The 19,502-nt window shown below is 59.3% G+C and carries 18 protein-coding genes; 13 read left to right on the forward strand and 5 right to left on the reverse strand.

The features are described 5' to 3' along the window. Positions 1-17 precede the first annotated feature (17 nt). The 4 genes from ACID345_RS18450 to ACID345_RS18465 all read left to right on the forward strand — a co-directional run bounded on the left by ACID345_RS18450 (position 18) and on the right by ACID345_RS18465 (position 4,977). Positions 18-2,393: a hypothetical protein gene (locus tag ACID345_RS18450; RefSeq protein ID WP_011524365.1), complete on the forward strand. Its 2,376-nt coding sequence runs from the start codon at positions 18-20 to the stop codon at positions 2,391-2,393. Positions 2,394-2,511: 118 nt separating this feature from the next. Continuing rightward, complete coding sequence (locus ACID345_RS25775) at positions 2,512-3,102, forward strand: methyltransferase family protein (RefSeq protein ID WP_011524366.1); 591 nt, start codon at positions 2,512-2,514, stop codon at positions 3,100-3,102. 75 nt (positions 3,103-3,177) lie between these two features. Next, positions 3,178-4,449 (forward strand): FtsX-like permease family protein, encoded by a 1,272-nt coding sequence (locus ACID345_RS18460; protein WP_011524367.1) that lies wholly within the window; start codon positions 3,178-3,180, stop codon positions 4,447-4,449. A 42-nt stretch (positions 4,450-4,491) separates the two neighbouring features. Then, positions 4,492-4,977, forward strand: coding sequence for a hypothetical protein (locus ACID345_RS18465; RefSeq protein ID WP_011524368.1), 486 nt, complete (start codon positions 4,492-4,494; stop codon positions 4,975-4,977). Between the two features lie 82 nt (positions 4,978-5,059). On the opposite strand, the gene ACID345_RS18470 is transcribed toward ACID345_RS18465, so the two are convergent. Then, positions 5,060-5,740, reverse strand: coding sequence for a hypothetical protein (locus ACID345_RS18470; protein WP_041855866.1), 681 nt, complete (start codon positions 5,738-5,740; stop codon positions 5,060-5,062). Positions 5,741-5,929: 189 nt separating this feature from the next. On the opposite strand from ACID345_RS18470, the gene ACID345_RS18475 reads away from it, so the two are divergent. The 7 genes from ACID345_RS18475 (at position 5,930) to ACID345_RS18505 (ending at position 14,159) form a co-directional block, all read left to right on the forward strand. Then, a complete protein-coding gene (locus ACID345_RS18475) occupies positions 5,930-6,709 on the forward strand; it encodes an ABC transporter ATP-binding protein (protein WP_011524370.1) in 780 nt (259 codons plus the stop codon). Positions 6,710-6,806: 97 nt separating this feature from the next. Then, a complete protein-coding gene (locus ACID345_RS18480) occupies positions 6,807-8,408 on the forward strand; it encodes a hypothetical protein (protein WP_011524371.1) in 1,602 nt (533 codons plus the stop codon). Between the two features lie 212 nt (positions 8,409-8,620). After that, positions 8,621-9,292 carry an ABC transporter ATP-binding protein gene (locus tag ACID345_RS18485; RefSeq protein ID WP_049761963.1) on the forward strand — a complete coding sequence of 224 codons (672 nt, stop codon included), beginning with the start codon at positions 8,621-8,623 and terminating at the stop codon, positions 9,290-9,292. A gap of 229 nt (positions 9,293-9,521) precedes the next feature. Then, positions 9,522-11,978, forward strand: a complete 2,457-nt coding sequence (locus ACID345_RS18490; protein ID WP_011524373.1) for an ATP-dependent Clp protease ATP-binding subunit — start codon at positions 9,522-9,524, stop codon at positions 11,976-11,978. Positions 11,979-12,222: 244 nt separating this feature from the next. Beyond that, positions 12,223-12,786 (forward strand): TetR/AcrR family transcriptional regulator, encoded by a 564-nt coding sequence (locus tag ACID345_RS18495; RefSeq protein ID WP_011524374.1) that lies wholly within the window; start codon positions 12,223-12,225, stop codon positions 12,784-12,786. Positions 12,787-12,887: 101 nt separating this feature from the next. Then, positions 12,888-13,265 carry a DoxX family protein gene (locus ACID345_RS18500; RefSeq protein ID WP_011524375.1) on the forward strand — a complete coding sequence of 126 codons (378 nt, stop codon included), beginning with the start codon at positions 12,888-12,890 and terminating at the stop codon, positions 13,263-13,265. Positions 13,266-13,328: 63 nt separating this feature from the next. After that, entirely contained in the window at positions 13,329-14,159 is an 831-nt protein-coding gene (locus tag ACID345_RS18505) for an SDR family NAD(P)-dependent oxidoreductase (RefSeq protein ID WP_011524376.1), read from the forward strand. Positions 14,160-14,293: 134 nt separating this feature from the next. On the opposite strand, the gene ACID345_RS18510 is transcribed toward ACID345_RS18505, so the two are convergent. Together ACID345_RS18510 and ACID345_RS18515 are read right to left on the reverse strand one after the other, a co-directional pair. After that, positions 14,294-15,100 (reverse strand): hypothetical protein, encoded by an 807-nt coding sequence (locus ACID345_RS18510; RefSeq protein ID WP_228370671.1) that lies wholly within the window; start codon positions 15,098-15,100, stop codon positions 14,294-14,296. 78 nt (positions 15,101-15,178) lie between these two features. Then, complete coding sequence (locus tag ACID345_RS18515; protein ID WP_011524378.1) at positions 15,179-15,958, reverse strand: hypothetical protein; 780 nt, start codon at positions 15,956-15,958, stop codon at positions 15,179-15,181. A 625-nt stretch (positions 15,959-16,583) separates the two neighbouring features. Here ACID345_RS18515 and ACID345_RS18520 point away from each other — a divergent pair. Beyond that, complete coding sequence (locus ACID345_RS18520) at positions 16,584-16,952, forward strand: hypothetical protein (RefSeq protein WP_011524379.1); 369 nt, start codon at positions 16,584-16,586, stop codon at positions 16,950-16,952. Positions 16,953-16,975: 23 nt separating this feature from the next. On the opposite strand, the gene ACID345_RS18525 is transcribed toward ACID345_RS18520, so the two are convergent. Continuing rightward, positions 16,976-17,854 carry a hypothetical protein gene (locus ACID345_RS18525; RefSeq protein WP_011524380.1) on the reverse strand — a complete coding sequence of 293 codons (879 nt, stop codon included), beginning with the start codon at positions 17,852-17,854 and terminating at the stop codon, positions 16,976-16,978. Between the two features lie 170 nt (positions 17,855-18,024). Here ACID345_RS18525 and ACID345_RS18530 point away from each other — a divergent pair, with 170 nt between their 5' ends. Next, on the forward strand, positions 18,025-18,846 hold the full coding sequence (locus ACID345_RS18530) for an alpha/beta fold hydrolase (RefSeq protein ID WP_011524381.1): 822 nt from the start codon (positions 18,025-18,027) through the stop codon (positions 18,844-18,846). A 93-nt stretch (positions 18,847-18,939) separates the two neighbouring features. On the opposite strand, the gene ACID345_RS18535 is transcribed toward ACID345_RS18530, so the two are convergent. After that, on the reverse strand, positions 18,940-19,392 hold the full coding sequence (locus tag ACID345_RS18535; protein WP_011524382.1) for a DUF1772 domain-containing protein: 453 nt from the start codon (positions 19,390-19,392) through the stop codon (positions 18,940-18,942). Positions 19,393-19,502: the final 110 nt, after the last annotated feature.

Below are 19,502 nucleotides of genomic sequence, written 5' to 3' on the forward strand. Positions count from 1 at the left end.
GGTACGCTGATGTAGTAATGAGATCGGTCAAGACCGCGGTTTTCCTGCTTCTTCTCTCCTCCCTCGCCTTCGCCGAAGGCACCCGCACGTGGGTCCAATCCAAGTACGACGAATTTGAGAAAGGCAGCGCCAAGGGCGTCGCCATCCGGTCCGACGGCTCGCTCGAACTCGCGCCCACGTTCAAGCCGGTCTTTACCTCGCCCTCGACCTACATCTGGTCGATCGTCTCCGACAACCAGGGCAACATCTTTGCCGCCGCCGGATCCCCCGCGCGCGTCTACCGCATCAACGCCGGCAAAGCGACGATCGTCTTCGCACCGACGGAGCTTCAAGTCCAGGCCCTCGCGCTCGCCGATGACGGCACCCTCTTTGCCGCGACTTCGCCTGACGGCCGCATCTACAAAATCGTGCGTAAAGGCACGCCCGCACAGGCCACGCAAGCCGCGCAGCCGACCGTCAACACTGCGCAGAACGCCGCTGCCAACGAGCCCGGAGGCAATCGCCAGCAAGCCAGCCTCCCGGTTGATCCCGACTACACCGCGACGATTTTTTTCGAACCGAAAACCAAGTACATCTGGGACCTCGCACTCGACGCGCAGGGCCGCCTCTACGTCGCTACCGGCGATAACGGCGAAATCTTCCGCGTGGACCGCAACGGCCAGGGCAGCGTCTTCTTTAAGTCCGACGAAGCCCACATCCGCACCCTCGCCGTGGACAACAAACAGAACCTCATCGCCGGCAGCGATGGCAGCGGCCTGATCTACCGCATCTCGCCGCAAGGCGAAGGCTTCGTTCTTTACTCAGCGCCGAAAAAAGAAATCACCGCGCTCGCCGTAGACCAGCAGGGCAACATATATGCTGCTGGCGTGGGTGAGAAGCGAGCCGGCAGCAATCCGTCGAACCCACAACCTTCGCCCGGCACCGTCACGCCCGTACAAACCCCAGCAGGAATCCAGCAGGGCATCTCGATCCCGTTACAAACGCTCTCCGTCACCGGCGGTTCCGACGTCTATCGCATTGCGAGTGATGGTTCACCGCGCCGCATCTGGACCTCGGCCACCGACATCGTTTACACCCTCGCCTTCGATGCCTCCGGCCGCCTCATCGCCGGTAGCGGCAACCGCGGACGCCTCTACTCCATCGCTCCCGACGGCACCTTCGCCGACCTGCTCCAGGCCAGCGCCAGCCAGGTCACAGCGATTGCACGCGCTGCCGACGGTGGTCTCCACGTCGCCACCAGCAACCTCGGCAAAATTTTCGACATGGGTCCCACCGCTGGTTCCGATGGCACCTTCGAAAGCGACGTCTATGACGCGCACATCTTCTCCAAGTGGGGACGCGCCCAAGTCCGCGGCACCGGCAACATCGAGTTCTTCGCGCGCAGCGGCAACGTCGACAATCCCGACCGCAACTGGAGCCCGTGGCGCAAAGTCGATCTCCAGCGCGAACTCGCTGTGGATACGCCGCCCGCGCGCTTCATTCAATGGCGCGCCGTGCTGCATGAAGGCAATCCCGGTCCGTCGCTCGACAGCGTGACACTCTTCTATCTTCCGAAAAATGTCGCCCCGGTGATCGAGAACGTTTACGTGCAAACGGGCGCGAAGTTTGGCAGCGTCGCCCGTACCGACAACAACACCGTTGCCGTCGGCCCGCAACAAAATGTTCCCGTGAAGTTTGAGACCATCCCCAACGCCACGCGCGATCGTAGCTCTATCGCTGTGCGGTGGGAGGCCCACGACGACAACGATGACGACCTCGTCTACAGCCTCTGGTATCGCGGCGATGGCGAATCGCGCTGGAAATTGCTGCAAGATAATCTCAGCGACAAGTGGTTCTCCTTCGACAGCGGCCTGCTCCCCGACGGCGGCTACACCATCCGCGTCGTCGCCTCCGACGCGCCTTCACACACGCCGCAGGATTCGCTGAGCGCTCAGAAAGAAAGCCCGCGCTTCGAAGTCGACGGCACCGCTCCGGTCGTGCAAAACCTTGCCGCCGTCTATGACGGCAACAATATCCACACCACCTTCCGCGCCGAAGACAGTTTCTCCGTCATCGACCACGCCGAATACTCGGTGGACGCCGGCGACTGGCAAACCGTCGAACCCGTCGGACAAATCTCCGACAGCCGCATCGAGAACTACGACTTCACCGTGCCGATCAACGTCGCCGCTCCGATCGTGACGCCGAATCCGCTGGAAGGCGTCCCCGAATCGGCAATCCGCGACGCCACGAACAAACGCAAGAAGAACACGAAAAACGCGCCCGATTTGCTCATCGCGCCAGCCACTCCCGTGCAGGAAGAACACATCGTAGTCGTCCGCATCTACGACAAGTTCGACAACATGGCCAGCGCCAAAGTAATAGTCCGCAACCTGCCCCCGGCAAAGAAGTAGATCGGGTTGTCAAATAATTTTCGAGTTCTGTCATCCTGAGCGGAGTTTCGCGCAGCGAAACGGAGTCGAAGGACCCCTGTCCCCGCGACTCTTTCTCCGACGAACCGTAAAATAAACCGTGCGCTCTCTCCTCGCCACTCTCGCCCTCATCGCCTGCGCCGTCTACGCGACGATCCCGCTCTTCTGGTTCACCCTCCACCCCTTCACCAAACACTGGCGCGCCCGCGGACGCCACTCCTTCAAGCTCATCCTCCCCCTCTGGCTCGCGTACATCGTCATCGCGATCGCCGTTCTCTATCCGTGGCGCAACCAATCGCTCTACACCACGCCCTACGCCTATATTCCTGGCGGCTTACTCGTCCTCACCGGTCTGCTCCTCTACGTGCTCTCCTCGCGCGGCTTCACTCACGTCCAACTCTCCGGCCTCGCCGAGGTCGAACCCGACCGCCACGCCCAGCGCCTCGTCACCACCGGCATTCGCGCGCGCGTCAGGCACCCCATCTATCTCGGCCACCTCTGCGAACTCCTCGGCTGGACCATCTGCTTCGGCACCGTCTCTCTTATTGCGCTCAGCGCATTCGCCATCGTGACGGGCTACTTCATGCTTCGCCTCGAAGATCGCGAACTAGAAGACCGCTTCGGCCCCGAATATACCGCCTACCGCCAGCGCGTCCCCGCCATTATTCCCCGCGTTTTCCTGTCATCCTGAGCGAAGGCGTGCAGCGCGACGCAGTCGAAGGATCCCTATCGCGACCACGATCCCCCTATTCGCTACAATGAACTGTTGAAATTCGAACTCTTCATCGCGACCCGCTATCTCCGCGCCAAGCGCCGTCAGGCGGTCATCGGCGTCATCACCGGGATCTCCATCATCGGCGTGGCCGCCGGCGTCGCATCGCTCATCATCGCGCTCGCGATCAATAACGGTTTCCGTTCCGATCTCCAGGCGCGTCTGCTCGGCTCCATGTCGCACATCAACCTCATGCGTCTGCAAAACGACGGCATCAAGAACTGGCGCGATCTTCTTGCGAAGCTGGAAAAGCAGCCGCACGTCGTCGCCGGAGCTCCCGCGATCTACGAACAGGTCTTGATTTCCCGCGGCGCACGCGCACAAGGCGCACTCCTCAAGGGCATCGTTCCCGCCGATGAACGCCGCGTCAGCGCGCTACTCGACAACGTGAAATTCGGATCCGCCGACGCTCTCGATTCCTCGCAGAACGGCGAAGGCGCGCCCAAGACGCTCTCCGACGAAGTCACGCAATCCCTGCCGCCGATCGTCCTAGGCAAAGATATGGCCGACACCCTCGGCGCAACCACCGGCTCGGTCGTGCTCGTCACCAGCCCGCAAGGCGAACTGACCCCCTTCGGCATCGTGCCGAAATACCAGCGCTTCAAGGTTGTCGGGATCTTCGAGTCCGGCTTCTACGACTACGACTCTTCCTGGGGCCTGACCCGTCTTGACGACGCGCAAAAACTCTTTGGCCTTGGTGACATCGTCCCCGTCCTGGAATTCAAAGTAGATGACATCTATAAAGCCCCGCAGATCGCCGACCAACTCGTCGACGTCGCCGGCCAGGGCTTCGGCGCCAAGAACTGGATGGAACAGAACCAGGCGCTCTTCCGCGCGCTCCGCCTTGAAAAAGTCGTGACTTTCATCACCATCGGCCTGATCGTGTTCGTCGCCGCGCTCAACATCCTCATCTCGCTCATCATGATGGTGATGGAGAAGACGAAAGACATCGCCGTCCTCGTCTCCATCGGCGCACGCCGCCTGCAAATCCGACGCATCTTCATGCTGCAAGGCGTGCTCGTCGGCGCGGTCGGCACCCTTATCGGTTTGGTCCTCGGCTTCGGCCTCGCCATCGCCGCCGGCCACTACCACTGGATCCGCCTCTCCGCCGAGGTCTACGCCATCGACTACGTCCCCTTCGCCCCCCGCCTCATCGACGGCCTAGTCGTCTCCGTTGTCTCCATCGCGATCAGCTTCATCGCGACAATCTACCCCGCGATGAACGCGTCGCGCGTGCTCCCCGCCGAAGCCCTGCGCTACGAATAGCGGCTTTACAGGCCCGCCTGATTGACCCACAATTTAGGCACGATGAAATGGACTCTTGCGTTCCTCATTCTTAGCGGTGCACTTCTGACAGCGCAGCAGGTGCCAGCGACATTACAGGGCAAATGGGTCGTCAAGCGAGAGCTCCCTACGAGGACTATCTCCTGTTGGGGAGAAAAAGAAGCGCAGCAGGTCATCGGAACTGAAATCGAGTACACAGAGGACTCGTTCCGCTGGAAGGACCACACCATCCATCACCCCAAAATTACGGTGAGGAGGCTCACAGGCGACCAATATCATGATGAATATTCTTCGCCGGCTTCTGATGGATCGCAGGTGGACTTCACGCAGCTTGGGATCAAATCAGCCACTGCCGAACAGATTGAATTCGGTCATCCTCCGGCACACGTTGTGAGCGAGAGCTCCGAAATTCCGGGGGACGTGGTTCTCATCAAGCACCACGACGCAATTGTGTTCTCGGTGTGCAATGTTTATTTCGAGGCCGAGCGCGCGCAACCCCGCAAGCGGTGACGAAGGTGACGCTTCGTTCGACCATCCTGAGCGAAACGGAGTCGAACGCCCCTATAGCTACAACGCCGCAATTCCATGTACCCTACGCGTGATGCGCAATCCAACCCGCCGCAATCGCAATATCGGTACTGCGAAATCCGGGCACGGTCAGAACAACCGGCTCACGATCCCTCGGCCGCATCACGGCGGCAACGTCTATTGGGAACGCATCGAAAAGGCCACGAAGGTTAAGCGAGAAGTCTCTGGCCAGACGGTCCACTTCTTTGTACAGCCCACGCTCGCGGATTATGTCCACGCCTGCACGATCGATGACATCGTTCATCTGCTGTCGCACGTTCCACCAGCAGATTGGGAAACACTTTGCGCGATCGTCCTGCGCCAACCGCGTCGGAAAGAGGAGACTCTCTCGCCCGTTTGGGGACGCCTCGCCTACGCCGCAGACCTGGTCAACGCTCACGGCACACTGCTGTATCAAGGTCCCGCCATCGTTCTTGAGGCTCACCATCCAACAGGAGCTTGGGAATTTGGGAGGAATCTTGATCCGGACGATCTGAAAGAACTCGAACGGCTCCAGCGGGATGGACATCGTCTCAGAACCGAGCACGGCAAGCATATCTTCGAAAACACCGTTGAATCCTGCAGAACCACGCAGCTCCACCGAACGCTGCTCCATGAGATCGGACATTGGGTTGATTACTTGGAAAAGGTAGAGCGCCCAGCCGACTCCGGCCTCGATTGGGAACAACTCAACGATCGCTATCATCAAAGGCCATCACGAGAAAAAGAAGATTTTGCACATCGCTATGCCGATCAGATGGCAAAGGAACTCAGCGACTTTGGCGTCATCCCTTTCGCTCGAGTTCTGGATTCCGAGTCGCTCTCCCGCGACGGCCTCCAACTCTCGGATTTCCTCCCGTCCGAAACCTGACACCCCTGTGCTACCCTCGCCTTCATGTCTCCCGCGATCGAGACGCAGTCCCTCACCCGCACTTTCGGCGCGTTCACCGCGGTCAACGCCATCAACCTCACCGTTGCCCCCGGACAATTCTTCGGATTCCTCGGCCCCAACGGCGCCGGCAAATCTACAACCATCAAAATGCTCACCGGCCTGCTCGCGCCGACGTCGGGCTCGATCCGCATCCTCGGCCACGACCTCACCGCGAACCCGGTCGAAGTGAAGCAGCAAATCGGCGTTGTCCCCGAAGGCATGGCTCTCTTCGGACGCCTCACCGGCCGCGAATATCTCGAGTTCGTCGGACGCATGTACGGACTCGGCCGCGACGTCTCCGCCCAACGAGCCGACGAGCTTCTCGACTTCATGCACCTTGCCGACGAGCCCAAGAAACTCGTTGCCGACTACTCGCACGGCATGCAGAAAAAGATCGCCCTCGCTGCCGCCGTCATCCACGGCCCACGCGTTCTCTTTCTCGACGAGCCCTTCGAAGGCGTCGACGCCATCGCGGCAGGCACCCTCAAAGCCATGCTCCAGCACATGATCACGCGTGGTGCGACGATCTTTTTAACCTCGCACGTGCTGGAAATTGTCGAGCGCCTCTGCTCGCATGTCGCCATCATTCATCAGGGAGCGCTCGTCGCGCAGGGTTCGTTAGAAGAACTCCGCTCCGGCATCCAAACCGCCGGCACCGAGAAACTCACGCTCGAACAAATCTTCCTAAGCATCGTAGGCGGCGACGCGCAATCTTCCGTCTCGGAACTCTCATGGCTCGCATAGCGACAATTCTCATAGCTAGCGTAGACGAGACTCGTATCAGGGCACGACTTCAGTCGTGCCGAAAAGCCTCGAAAGAATTGGGGGCTTTAGCCCCTGCATGATCTCCCGCGCCCAATTCACCACCGTCGCCTGGCTGCGCTGGCGCGCCTTCCGCAACGGTCTGCGCTCGCGCCGCGGCAAAGCCGAAGCCTTCTCCGGCATCTTCATGCTCATCCTCATGCTGATGTTCGGCTTCGGTCCGTCCATCGGTTATGCCTTCGGCTCGTATTACGCTATATCGCATCACGAGCCGCGCATGCTCGCGATCTTCTTCTGGATCACCTTCTTTTACTGGCAACTCGTCCCTACCATCGCCATCAGCGTCTCCGACGTCTTCGACACCACTTCGTTCCTGCGCTTCCCCGTTTCTCTCTCGACGTACTACGCGCTCTGGCTCGCCTTCGGTTCCCTCGATCCCGCGCTGATCGTGCCGACGCTCTGGCTGTTCGGGATTTTCTGCGGCGTCGCCTTCGCCAACCCGCTCCTCATTCCGTGGACGCTCCTCGTCCTCGCCGCGTTCGCCGTCTCGAACCTCATCTTGTCGCGCATGATCATCGCCTACGTCGAGCGCTGGATGGCGAAACGCAAGACGCGCGAAATTGTCGGCGCGCTCCTCGCTTTCTCCGGCGTCGGGTTCCAGCTCATCATCCGTGGCGTCGAACGCGTCGCGCCCCACAACCTCAACTCGCCGCTCTATCTAACCCTGACGAGCTTGCAGCAATCACTGCCACCGGGCGCCGCGGCCAATAGCCTCACCAGTGGCCTGCCCCATTCGCTCGGCTATTTCGCCATCCTCTGCGCATACATCGCGGTCTTCGGCGTGATCCTCGCTTTCCGTCTGAGCGGCCAATATCGCGGAGAAAATTTCAGCGAAGCCGCGGCGAAAACAAAAGTCGAGAAGCGCCCCATCGAACGCCATCGCGGATGGCTCGCACTCCCCGATCCCGTCGGCGCCGTCTTCGAAAAAGAAGTTCGCACTCTCGCCGGCACGCAACAGATCTGGCTCGTCCTGCTCTCGCCGTTCATCATGCTGCTCATCTTCGGCACCATCGGCAGCGGCCACAACAACTCATTCACCCGCTCTCACTGGACGCTCCCCCTCGGCGCCGCCTACGGACTGCTCTCGCTCTCGTCGTATTTCTGCAACAGCTTTTCCGGCGAACAGGGCGGCATCCAGTTTCTTTACCTCGCTCCGGTCCGCTTCCGCGAGATCATGATCGGCAAAAACCTCGCCCACGGACTCCTCGCTTCGCTCCAGTTCCTCCTCTTCGCCGTCGCCCTGTCGTTCTTCGCTCCGCCCTCGCCCGCGATGTTCGCCCTCACCCTAGCCGCCATGACCTTCGCGGTCTTCGCTAACCTCTGCGCCGGCAACCTGCTGTCGTTCTACTTCCCGCGCAAGGTCGATTTCAGCCGCCTCAACCAGAAAGGCTCCAGCGCCACCGGACTCTTCATGCTCGGCATCCAAATCGCGACAATCGCTGTCGCCACGCCTATCTTCTTGGCTGCCTTCTACTTCCACTCCGACTGGATCGCCGTCCTCGGCTTCGTAATCCTCGCGCTGATCGCCTACGTCCTCTACCGGACGCTCCTAAACAGCGTAGATTCCGTCGCCCTTGCGAAGCGCGAATCATTAATCTCCGAGCTGACCAAAGCGGCCTAATCCCCTCCGCTGTTTGTCCCCTGTCAATTAAAAACACGTCCCCTTTTGGTACACCGAAGTACCCCAAACATATCCGCATCGAAAACCCTCATCCCGTGTTCTAATCTGCATATCGCAGCACCGCCGGAAGGGCGTAAACACTGCGATATCTGCACCGTGGAGGCGAGCTTCTGCATCCAACAGATCAGGCCCAGATCCTGCGGGCAGAGCGATTGGCCAAGGTCTTTCGCTCCGGTAGTACAGATTTAAGGCTCTTTGAGAACTTGTCCTTTCAGGTGATGAAAGGTGAAATGGTCGCAATCGTCGGCGATTCAGGCTCCGGGAAAAGCTCACTTTTGCACATCCTCGGTGCCCTTGATAGGCCTTCGGACGGTGACGTATACTTCGCGGAACTCAGGCTTGCAAAGTTATCTGAGGCCGCGGCAGCGGAGTTCCGTAATCGTGAACTCGGGTTCGTGTGGCAGTTCCACTACCTCCTACCCGAATTTACGGCGCTTGAGAACATCGCCATGCCGTTGCTGGTCAGAGGCTTGGGACGTCGCGAGGCCGAAACTGAGGCCCGCCATTGGTTGAATGAAGTCGGCTTGTTGGACCGCGGCCATCATCGGCCCGGCGAACTATCCGGGGGAGAACAACAGCGTGTTGCTCTTGCTCGGGCTTTGGTTACAAGGCCCAAGGTGCTCATGGCAGACGAGCCAACCGGCGACCTCGATAACCGTACGGCGGAGACAGTTTTTAATTTGATTGCCAGGCTACATCGCGACTATCAGCTCACCTCCCTCATCGTCACCCACAACCTCGCGTTTGCGCGACGCTGCGACCGGGTTATCCGGCTGGCGGCTGGTGTCGTGGATGAGGTAGAGCCACAGTCGTTACCGGCATAGGCCGGATGAGTTTTACCCGGGATTGAAATGCCCGGGCTGAAAGGACCAGTTGGCATTCTGCTTGCAGAATGTTAATGAGGCGGCGGCCATCGGGCCGTCGAGGCGGCGCGGACAACGTCAGGCTCCAATGTCCGCGTGGTCCGTACCATTGGGTGCGGATCGGGGGTGAGCTGGTAGAAAGCTCCTGCAGTCGACGTCAGATCGGCGCAGATGGGCTTTGGAGAATTACATGTTTGAACGGTATACAGAAAAGGCCAGACGAGTCATCTTCTTTGCGCGTTACGAAGCAAGTCAGTTCGGTTCGCCGTACATAGAGACCGAACACCTGCTCCTGGGGCTGCTGCGCGAAGACAAGGCGCTCACCAATCGGTTCCTCCGCCAGCATTCGTCGGTGGAATCCATTCGGAAACAGATTGAAGGCCACACCACCATCCGGGAAAAGGTCTCGACTTCGGTTGATCTCCCCCTGAGCAATGAGTGTAAGCGTGTGCTCGCCTATGCCGCGGAAGAGGCAGAACGTCTCTCCCATAAGCACATTGGCACCGAGCACCTGCTGCTGGGTCTGTTGCGCGAAGAGAAGTGCTTCGCCGCTGAGATCCTGCATGAGCGCGGTCTCCGTCTGGCTACTATCCGCGAGGAACTGGCACGTACCTCGCAGGAAAAGGCCCAACCACAACAGCGTCAGCAGCGTGAATCTTCGCTGCTCGCAGAATTTTCCCGCGACCTGACTCAGGTCGCCATGGACAACCAGCTTGATCCGCTCGTCGGTCGCGACAGCGAGCTCGAGCGCGTCATCCAGATCCTTTGCCGTCGCACCAAGAACAACCCGGTGCTCATCGGCGAACCTGGCGTTGGCAAAACTGCCATCGTCGAAGGTCTCGCCCAGCGCATTGCTGACGGCGAAGTTCCATCGTTCCTGGCGGACAAGCGCATCCTCGCTCTCGATCTCAGCTTGATCGTGGCGGGCACCAAGTATCGCGGACAGTTCGAAGAGCGTCTCAAGACCATCATGAAGGAGTTGATGGAGAACCAGAACGCCATCATCTTCATCGATGAGCTGCACACCCTCGTGGGTGCCGGCTCCGCCGAGGGTTCCCTCGACGCCGCCAACATCCTCAAGCCCGCGCTCTCTCGCGGCGAGATCCAGTGCATTGGCGCCACTACGCCCGGCGAATACCGGAAGTCGATCGAGAAGGACCGTTCCCTCGAGCGCCGCTTCCAGGCCGTCAAGGTCAATCCGCCCGACGAAGAGACTGCCGTCAAAGTCCTTGCTGGAATCAAGGACCGCTACGAGAAGTTCCACGCCGTCACTTATACCGACGACGCCATCACCTTCGCGGTCTATCACAGCAACCGCTACATTCCCGATCGCTTCCTGCCCGATAAGGCCATCGACCTCATCGACGAAGCCGGTGCCCGCGTTAAGCTGCGCCAGACTTCGCTTCCCGAAGAGATCACGGAAGTGCAGAAGCGCATCAAGTTCATCGTTCACCGCATGGAGAACGCCATTGCGAACCACGAGTTCGAAAAGGCGCGCTTCTACAGTGACGAGGAGCGCAAGGAACGCGAGAACCTGCGCGGCCTCCGCGAAAAATATCACCTCGATGAGTCCTCTACCGGCGTAGTCGGCCGCGAAGACATCGAAGATGTCGTCTCCCGCTGGACCGGCGTGCCCATCATGTCGATCAAGGAAGAGGAGACCGCCAAACTTCTTCGCATCGAAGAAGAGCTGCACAAGCGCGTCATCTCGCAGGAGAAGGCAATCTCTGCCCTCGCCCGCGCCATTCGCCGCAGCCGTGCCGGCCTTAAGAGCCCGAACCGTCCCATTGGTTCGTTCTTGTTCCTTGGCCCCACCGGCGTCGGCAAAACCGAAGTCGCGCGCACTCTTGCCCAGTTCATGTTCGGCAGCGAGAAGAGCTTGATCCGCTTCGATATGTCCGAGTACATGGAAAAGCACTCGGTCTCGAAGCTGATCGGTTCGCCTCCGGGATACGTGGGCTACGAGGAAGGCGGCCAGCTCACCGAGCGCGTCAAGCGTTCCCCGTACTCGGTCGTCCTGCTCGACGAAATCGAGAAGGCGCATCCGGATGTCTTCAACATCCTGTTGCAGGTCTTTGAAGACGGCCAGTTGACCGATGGTCTCGGCAACACCGTCGACTTCAAGAACTCGATCATCGTCATGACGTCGAACATCGGCGCGCGCCACCTGATGAAGCGCACCGGCCTCGGCTTCCAGAGCGAGCAGACCGAGCAGATCGACAGCAAGGTAGAAGACATGGTCAAGGCCGAGGTGAAGAAAACCTTCAACCCCGAGTTCCTGAACCGCCTGGATGAAGTCATCCTCTTCAACCCGCTGTCGGAAGGCGACCTGATCCAGATCGTCGAGCTCATGGTTGCGCAACTCAACGCCAACCTGGTGCAGAAAGCGATCACGGTAACGGTAGCCGAAGACGCCAGGAAGTGGATCCTCGACAAGACGGTCACGGACCGCACCTACGGTGCCCGTCCGCTCCGCCGCGCCTTGCAGAAGTACATCGAAGACCCGCTCTCGGAAGCGCTAATCCAGGGCCTAATCAGCATGCGCCCCGCGTTCTTAGAGGTCTACCTCGAGAACAACCAACTCTTCTACCGGCCTATTGCGGAAGGGGAAGAGAAACCTGAAGGTGTGCTGCTGTATAACGACTAACTTGCTTTTGCTTAACGATGAAGCCCGCCGAAAGGCGGGCTTTGTTGTCTCCGCTGCATCTCCGTCCACGGCGATTGCAACTCCACCGGTGACGCACACCCTGTCGCGGAGTGTCGGAAGCTGCTCCGCTCCTAATCCTCCGGTTTCTCAACCAGCCCCCACATCGCCAGAGTGGGTGGATTGACGCCGCAACCCGGCGGCGACTACAATTTGGTCAGTCAACTAACTTTGCTGGAGACCGCGCGTGGCCAAGACTGATGTCGACAAAAGATCTCGGCTGATCCAGACGGCGGCGAAACTCGCCTATCGGCAGGGCTTTCGAAAAACAACGCTTGCGGATATTGCCGAGGAATCGCAGGTTCCGCTCGGCAACGTGTATTACTACTTTAAGACGAAAGACGAAATCGGCGAGGCCATCCTCCAACAACGCTTTTCGCAGTTCGAAGCCCAGCGCGAGAAGTGGGAGGAGTCCGGCTCTCCTAAAGAACGGCTTCAGGCATTCGTGCAAATGACGCTAAACAACCGCGAACAATTGGCACGCGGAGGTTGCCCAATAGGGACGCTCTGCAGCGAGTTACAGAGAGAGGGCGGTGAGCTCGCGAAGAAGGCGAGTCCGCTACTCGGCGGGACCTTGGCCTGGATAGAGAAGCAATTCAAAGCTCTCGGGAAAGGTAAGGATTCGGCGGGCCTCGCGCTTCATTTATTGTCTGCGCTGCAAGGAGTATCCCTCCTGTCGCACGTTTCAGGGAATTCGAACCTAGTGATGGTTGAGGCTGGCCGACTAAAGGCGTGGCTTGAAACGCTGTGAGCTTTCAAGGAGGAAGATTTTTTTACGGTACGTTATTAGTCAGCCAACTAACTCACGACGAATAAGCTATTCAATCTCAAGTTTCAGAAGGAAGCCACGGAATGATGACTAAAGCGTCTGGTTACTGGGCTTCGACGGTACTAGCGGCCCTGCTCTTCATGGTGCCCGGTCTCGGGCTGCTCGGACGGGTGTCGCACTTTACCGACGACATGGCCCATCTTGGATACCCCCTCTATTTCCTCACATTTCTTGGCGCTTGGAAGGTCCTCGGCGCCCTCGCGATCCTGGCTCCAGGCATTCCGCGCGTTAAAGAGTGGGCCTATGCAGGAATGATCTTCGACCTCAGCGGCGCGATGATCTCTCGGGCAGTCATGGGTGATGGAGCAGTGAAGGTAATTGTGCCTTGCGTTGTTGGCTGTCTGGTCGTCTTTTCGTGGTCCCTCCGGCCTGCCGGACGTCTGCTGCGCGAAGCGACCTAGATGACAAACCTTTGCCAAGTGACAAACGGACGCACACAACAAACAACATAAGGATGGTCCCACATGAAAACCAAAGTTGACTCCAAGCGATTTGGCCCATGGGCGCTCATTACGGGTGCTTCTTCGGGTATAGGCAGGGAATTTGCACGCCAGGTTGCCGCGTCGGGTATCAATGTGGTGCTCGTGGCGCGGCGAGAACCCCTCCTCCAAGAGGCAGGGGCCGAGTTCAGCAAAACCTACGGGGTTGAGCACCGCATTGTTCTGGCTGATCTCTCCGAGGAAGGCTTCATGGACAGGCTCATTCCCGCGACAGATGACCTCGATATCGGCCTCGTAATTTCCAATGCGGGCACCGCTAGCCCTGGCGAGTTCCTGAAACGTGATCGCGTCAGTATGCTCGAAATAATCCGGCTCAATGCTCTTTCACACCTGGAAATCGCTCACCACTTTGGCGAGCGGCTGGCCCGACGTGGTCGCGGCGGGCTGCTCATGAGCGGCGCGATGGGCGCGATGGTCGGGCTGCCATTCATGGCGGCAGAAAGTCCGAGCAAGGCCTTTATCCAGACGCTGGGCCAGGCCTTGCACGTCGAGTTCGCCCCGTTGGGCGTGAATGTCACGGTCCTTGTCATCGCACCCACGGAGACAGCAGTCATAGCCAAAATCGGATTCGATCACCATAATATGCCGACGGAGCAGATGCGGATGAAGCGGATGCCAGTGGAACAGTGCGTGCGAGAAGGCCTCCTCGCGCTCCAACGCAATCGAGCGACTCATCTTCCGGGTCGGACAAATCGCATCGCGAACGCCCTCATGCCCCCCTCGATCGCACGGCGGATTATGGGCAAGATGTTGGGCAGGGCAGTCGCTGCCCGTTCCCGGACGGCTTCTACATAACCCATGATGAAGGAAAGGGGGAAACCCGGGGGAAACCCGGGGAAAATCGGGGGGAAAATCGGGAAAATCGGGGACAGACGAAATAATCACCAATTTCGCCGAGAAGAGTGGAATCGCCAATTCCGCGTCATCCCCTACTTAATCGTGTGTTCGACTCTGAATTCCCGATAGTTGCGGAAATCAATGATGTTGTGCGAGCACTCCGGATTGCCCCGATCACAGGACAGGACCTCGGCATGAACGGGAAGCAAAGACGTGTTCCCTGCGATCGTCGTGTAGGTGTAGTCCACCGCAACTTCGACCCGGTCCATCGCAAAGTCCCGAGGCAGATCGACGGCCTCCCGCTCAATGCGCAACACCCGCGCCGTGTCAGGATCGATCCACACCCTGCCTTCATACGCCGGGTAGACAACCTGCGACCCGTCCCTTATTTCCCAGCTCGATTTTCTCTTTCGTACCTGGAAGTCGTAGACCTCGGCAACGGAACCGGAGAGCTCAGTCCTGCGCCCAGCCCCGAAGAGCGCGTCCGTCCTTCTGTCAAAAATGCCCCGCAGCGTCGAGCCAAATTCTCCTTTCGAACCGTATCCATCCAGCTCCTCGATGCCGTGGTTCGTAGCATGGCCGTCGACTTTTACGTTCCGATAGCTTTCCACGCCGATGCTGTAAATCACTTCGGCCGTCACGACATCCAGCGCCTTTTTCTTCTGCCCGCGCTGCATATATCGCGCGATGTGCTCCTCGCAAATGAAGTTGGGTAGCTTCTGCGAAAACTGCAACGCTGCCTGCCGGGCCCGCTCGATCAACGGGTCCACAGGCAGCCCCGCCGCATTCGCAGACGGGCCGTCCGTACCCTGCTGGGTTGGCTGCCCGGGCGCTTCCCTCTGCGCTACCAATGCAACCGGAGCCATCAGGAGCAGCACGAGCCACGCGCCGAAACCCATCCGAACTTTCATCCAACGCTCCTCGAAATGAGGGAAAGAAATGAGGGGACCGACGGGACATTCCCCGATTTCCCAGCCTTACCCCATGACCCGCGCCCAAGCCTCCACCCATCCGCGCGCCGTCGCTGTCCACGGCGGCCAGAAAAACAGCACCGACGCAACCAACAACGCCGTGGTCAGGCCCACCGCTCCGATCACAAACTGCCGCATCAGTCTTCCCTGCCGCCAATCCCACAACGCCATCAGCAGCAACAGGACCACGTTCCCGTAGAAATAGAAGAAGAACCACGGCACTGCCGATTTCGGTTCGTGCCACAGGTTGCCGGTAAACCGCGCAAACCCCGGATCGGCAATTGCCACCATGGCCAGCATTATCAGCCGCTTGTGCGCAGCCGGGTTCTTCCGCGAAGCGAGCCCCCACCCGATAAAAATCAGGAACCCACCGACATCCACGATGTTCACCGCGAGGAACGCCGGCGTAAACCCGGGCGTGTTCAGGTTCAACGCCAGCGACGACAACGCCGCCCACGGTCCGAGCACCGCCATCAACACCGTCCACGCCGCCGCGAACCAGCCAAACTTGCGGTGCCAACCTACTCGATCGCCCACCACCATCGCGACCTGCGCCGTCATGATCAAAAGCCAGACGCTGAACACCACCGCGTGCACATGCGCTACCAGCGGCGCCGCCGGACGCTCGTGGAAGTACCGCTGCAAATCAACGCCGAATCCCGCGAGGATCCCAACCCAGAAAATCCCCAGCCACACCGCACTAGGAACGCGGTCGTCGCGCGCGTTCCAGTTCCCGCGCTCGTGCAAAAATGTCGTTCGTTTCGAAACCGCAGCGGCAGTCGCCATTCTTCCCCCACCCAATGAGCATCAGGAATCTAGCGGACGCTGATTCGTCAATCAACAACTTTCGCAACCATGTATTGAGGGCGAGAAAGGCGAAAGATGCGACATTCGTCAAAATTCCCACCGTGTCCTTCGTGGTGAATCTTTTAACTTTCACCGCCAGAACCACGCAGAGGTCTTGTCAATCCCCACCAAACGTGGGATCGGTGCGCCCCATCACCTCGCCCTGCATCGCCCATCACATCTTTCCACGACCCAATTCCCTATCCTGTCTTCCTCCGACACAAACTGGACCCCACCGCCTTCCCGGCCAAAGGTCTCGTTTCCCGGAGACAAGTCGTTTGTTTTCAAATTTTTGCCTGTAACCCCTTGCGGCTCAAATTTTTGCGAGTTTTCCACAGCCTAAGCTATTGAAAACAAAATTCAAGGGGGAGGGGGGTGGGGTCGGCAAGGCCGCGCCCTCCGCTACTCAATCGTGGGGTCGAAATGATGTTGTGGCGCCCGTTCGCCTCTCATTACCTTCGGCACGTTGCCGTCGCACCCTATCGGCAGTACTGTTTCCCCCCGATCGTTCTACCGACGAATCGGAAGACGCGTAGTCCGCAGGAAAGGCGTTGGTCTCGCGAATATGTCCTCATCCAGGAAAGAAAACAGGATCACCGCAGTATTGCCGGTGCGCGTCTCGACCGTGAACCAGAAGGGCGTCCTCGCAGAGTGCGTCGCCTACACTCTCTCCCTCTCCCTGCACGGCGCGCAGTTGGCAGGAGTAACCGTCCCGGTCAAAGTTGGAAACGTTGTTCGTCTCCAGCGCGGCCGCGCCACTGCAAACTTTCGCGTCGTCTGGATTGGTTCCGAGGCCGACGATCGCCCAGGTCAAATCGGCGTCGCCTCCACTCTCAGTGTCAGCAATTTCTGGGGACTGGAAGAATCGAAACCTCTTCCGGACATCGACCTGCGCGCCATGTCGCGCCGCCGGGACTCCGCGCCTCCGGCGTAGAGCCCACCCTTGTCGGATGTTCACTACTTAATCTTCACGTCCACTTTGAATTGGTGATAGTTGCGGAAGTCGATGATGTTGTGGCTGCAATCCGGACTGTCCCGCTGGCATCCCAGGCTCTCGGCGTGGACCGGAAGCAGCGACGAGTTCCCGGCAATCGTCGTGTAGGCATAGTCCACCGCGGTTTCGATCCTATCCAGCGGAAAATCCGGCGGGAGGTCGACGGCCTCCATCTCAATCCGCAATACGCGCGCCGTTGCCGGATCCACCCACATGCGCCCCGAATACGCCGGTCGCGTGCTCTGGTCTTCGGCCTTTACCTCCCAGTGCGAGTTCTTCTGTGCCACCCGGAAGTCGTAAACCTGGGCAATCGAACCGGAGATCACGCTCCTGCCGCCAGCCCGGAATTGCGCGTTCGTATTGGTAGAAAAAAGATTCGTCAGCACGGTGGCAAATTCTCCCGTTGAGCGGGACCCCTCGATTTCCATCATGCCTTTATTCGTCGGACGCCCGCCCACTTTCACGTTGCGATAGCTTTCCTCTCCATCGTGGTAAACCACTTCTGCCGAAACGATGTCCAGCGGCCTCTTGTCCTGACCACGCTGCGCAAACCGCGACACGTACTCCTGGCAAATGAAGTTGGGAAGCTTCTGCGAGAACTGGAATGTCGCGTACCGGGCGCGCTCGATCAAGGGCGCAGTGGCAGGTGGCGCGTCACCCGACGGACTGGCAGGCGCCGCGGGCTGCGGCTCCGGCGCGTCAGCCGACGAATCGTCAGGCACCGTCTCTGGCGCGGGTCGCCATACGGGTGGCTGCGCGGGCGATCCACTCTGAGCAACCAGTGCAACCGGAGCAACCAGAAGAAGAGCAAGCAGCGTGGCGAAACCGATCCGAATTGTCATCCGACTCTCCTCGATCAGCGGGGGCTGGCCCACCCAATCAATCCTATCCGAAGGTATAACCCTATACCTTGGTCCAATCCGCAATACCCACAATTCTGGCCTAATGGCAAAGATTCACTTCTGACGCAATTTCGATTTCCACGCCTCACAACGTATCGGAGACCAAACTCATGAGCACGATCACCGTAAAAGACGGCACCGAGATTTTCTACAAAGATTGGGGCACCGGGCAGCCACTCTTCTTCCATCACGGCTGGCCGCTTTCCGCCGACGACTGGGACACCCAGATGATGTTCTTCCTCGCCCACGGCTACCGCGTCATCGCCCATGATCGCCGCGGCCACGGCCGCTCAACCCAAACCGACAAGGGCCACGACATGGACGTTTACGCCGCCGACGTTGCCGAACTCACGGCGAAGCTCGAACTCAAGAACGCCATCCACATCGGCCACTCCACCGGCGGCGGCGAGGTCACGCGCTATGTTGCGAAGTTCGGCAAAGGACGCGTCGCCAAAGCTGTCCTCATCAGCGCAATTCCCCCAACCTTCATGCAGTCGGAGAGAAATCCCGATGGCGTTCCCAAAGAAGCGGTGGACAGCATTCGCAATGGTACCGCCTACCATCGCGCGCAGTTCTACAAAGACATCACCATCCCGTTCTACGGCTTCAACCGTCCGGGTGCGAACGTGTCGGAAGGCATTCGCGAGAACTGGTGGCGGCAAGGCATGATGGGCAGCGCCCAGGCGCACTACGAATGTGTGCGCGTCCTCTCCGAAACGGAGTTCTTCGACGACCTCAAGGCGATCGACGTCCCCGTCCTGGTGATGCACGGCGAGGATGACCAGATCTGCCCGTTCCCCACCACTGGCGCAAGGTCGGTGAAGCTCTTGAAGCACGGCCAGCTCAAGTCCTACCCCGGCTTCCCCCACGGCATGCCCACCACTCACGCCGACCAGATCAACGCCGACCTTCTCGCATTCATAAGGTCGTAAATGTCGGGTGCCGCAGGTCTGGCGATCTTTGAGACCTGTGGCCCTGGCAGTCTTTTGAAGATTTTGCATTTTCAAAGAGGGAGGTAGGCCAACTCAACGCATCGCCAAACTCAGGGTAAGCAGTCCAAAAGCAACGATCAGCGCCAACGTTCGAAAGGCATGATAAGCATCCCAGCGATGCTCCTGCGCTTGCCAATCTTGCGGAACGGTCTCAGGCGTCCAGCGCAAGATCCGGTTGTTGATGGGCACCGGAAAAATGAGCGAGAACACTACCGCGAATACCTGGAGCGCAAAAGCGATTGCCGCGAAACGCCAGGCCGTCCGGTTCAAGCCTTCAAACGGCAGCAGTAAAACCAGCATCAGCAACGTGGAGCCGGCCATCCAAAATGGCATCACCCGGCCGAGCAATTTTGCGAGTGCCGCACGCACCGGAACATGGACGTCCAAATTCTGTGCGTTGAGGACGGGATGTGCAAACGCACCGACATTGAGTTCGCTGCCGCACATCAGGCCCAGAACCAGGATTGCAGAGAGATGGATGATCACGAAACCAACCTCCTCTGCTTTCGATGCCAGCTCTGTCGCGAGGATTCGTGATCTAAGGCTGCTGGTCGCAGCGGCTCTTCAGCACGACGCGCCAGCGAATTACGTTGCGA

The sequence above is a fragment of the Candidatus Koribacter versatilis Ellin345 genome (assembly GCF_000014005.1).
GTDB lineage: Bacteria > Acidobacteriota > Terriglobia > Terriglobales > Acidobacteriaceae > Korobacter > Korobacter versatilis_A.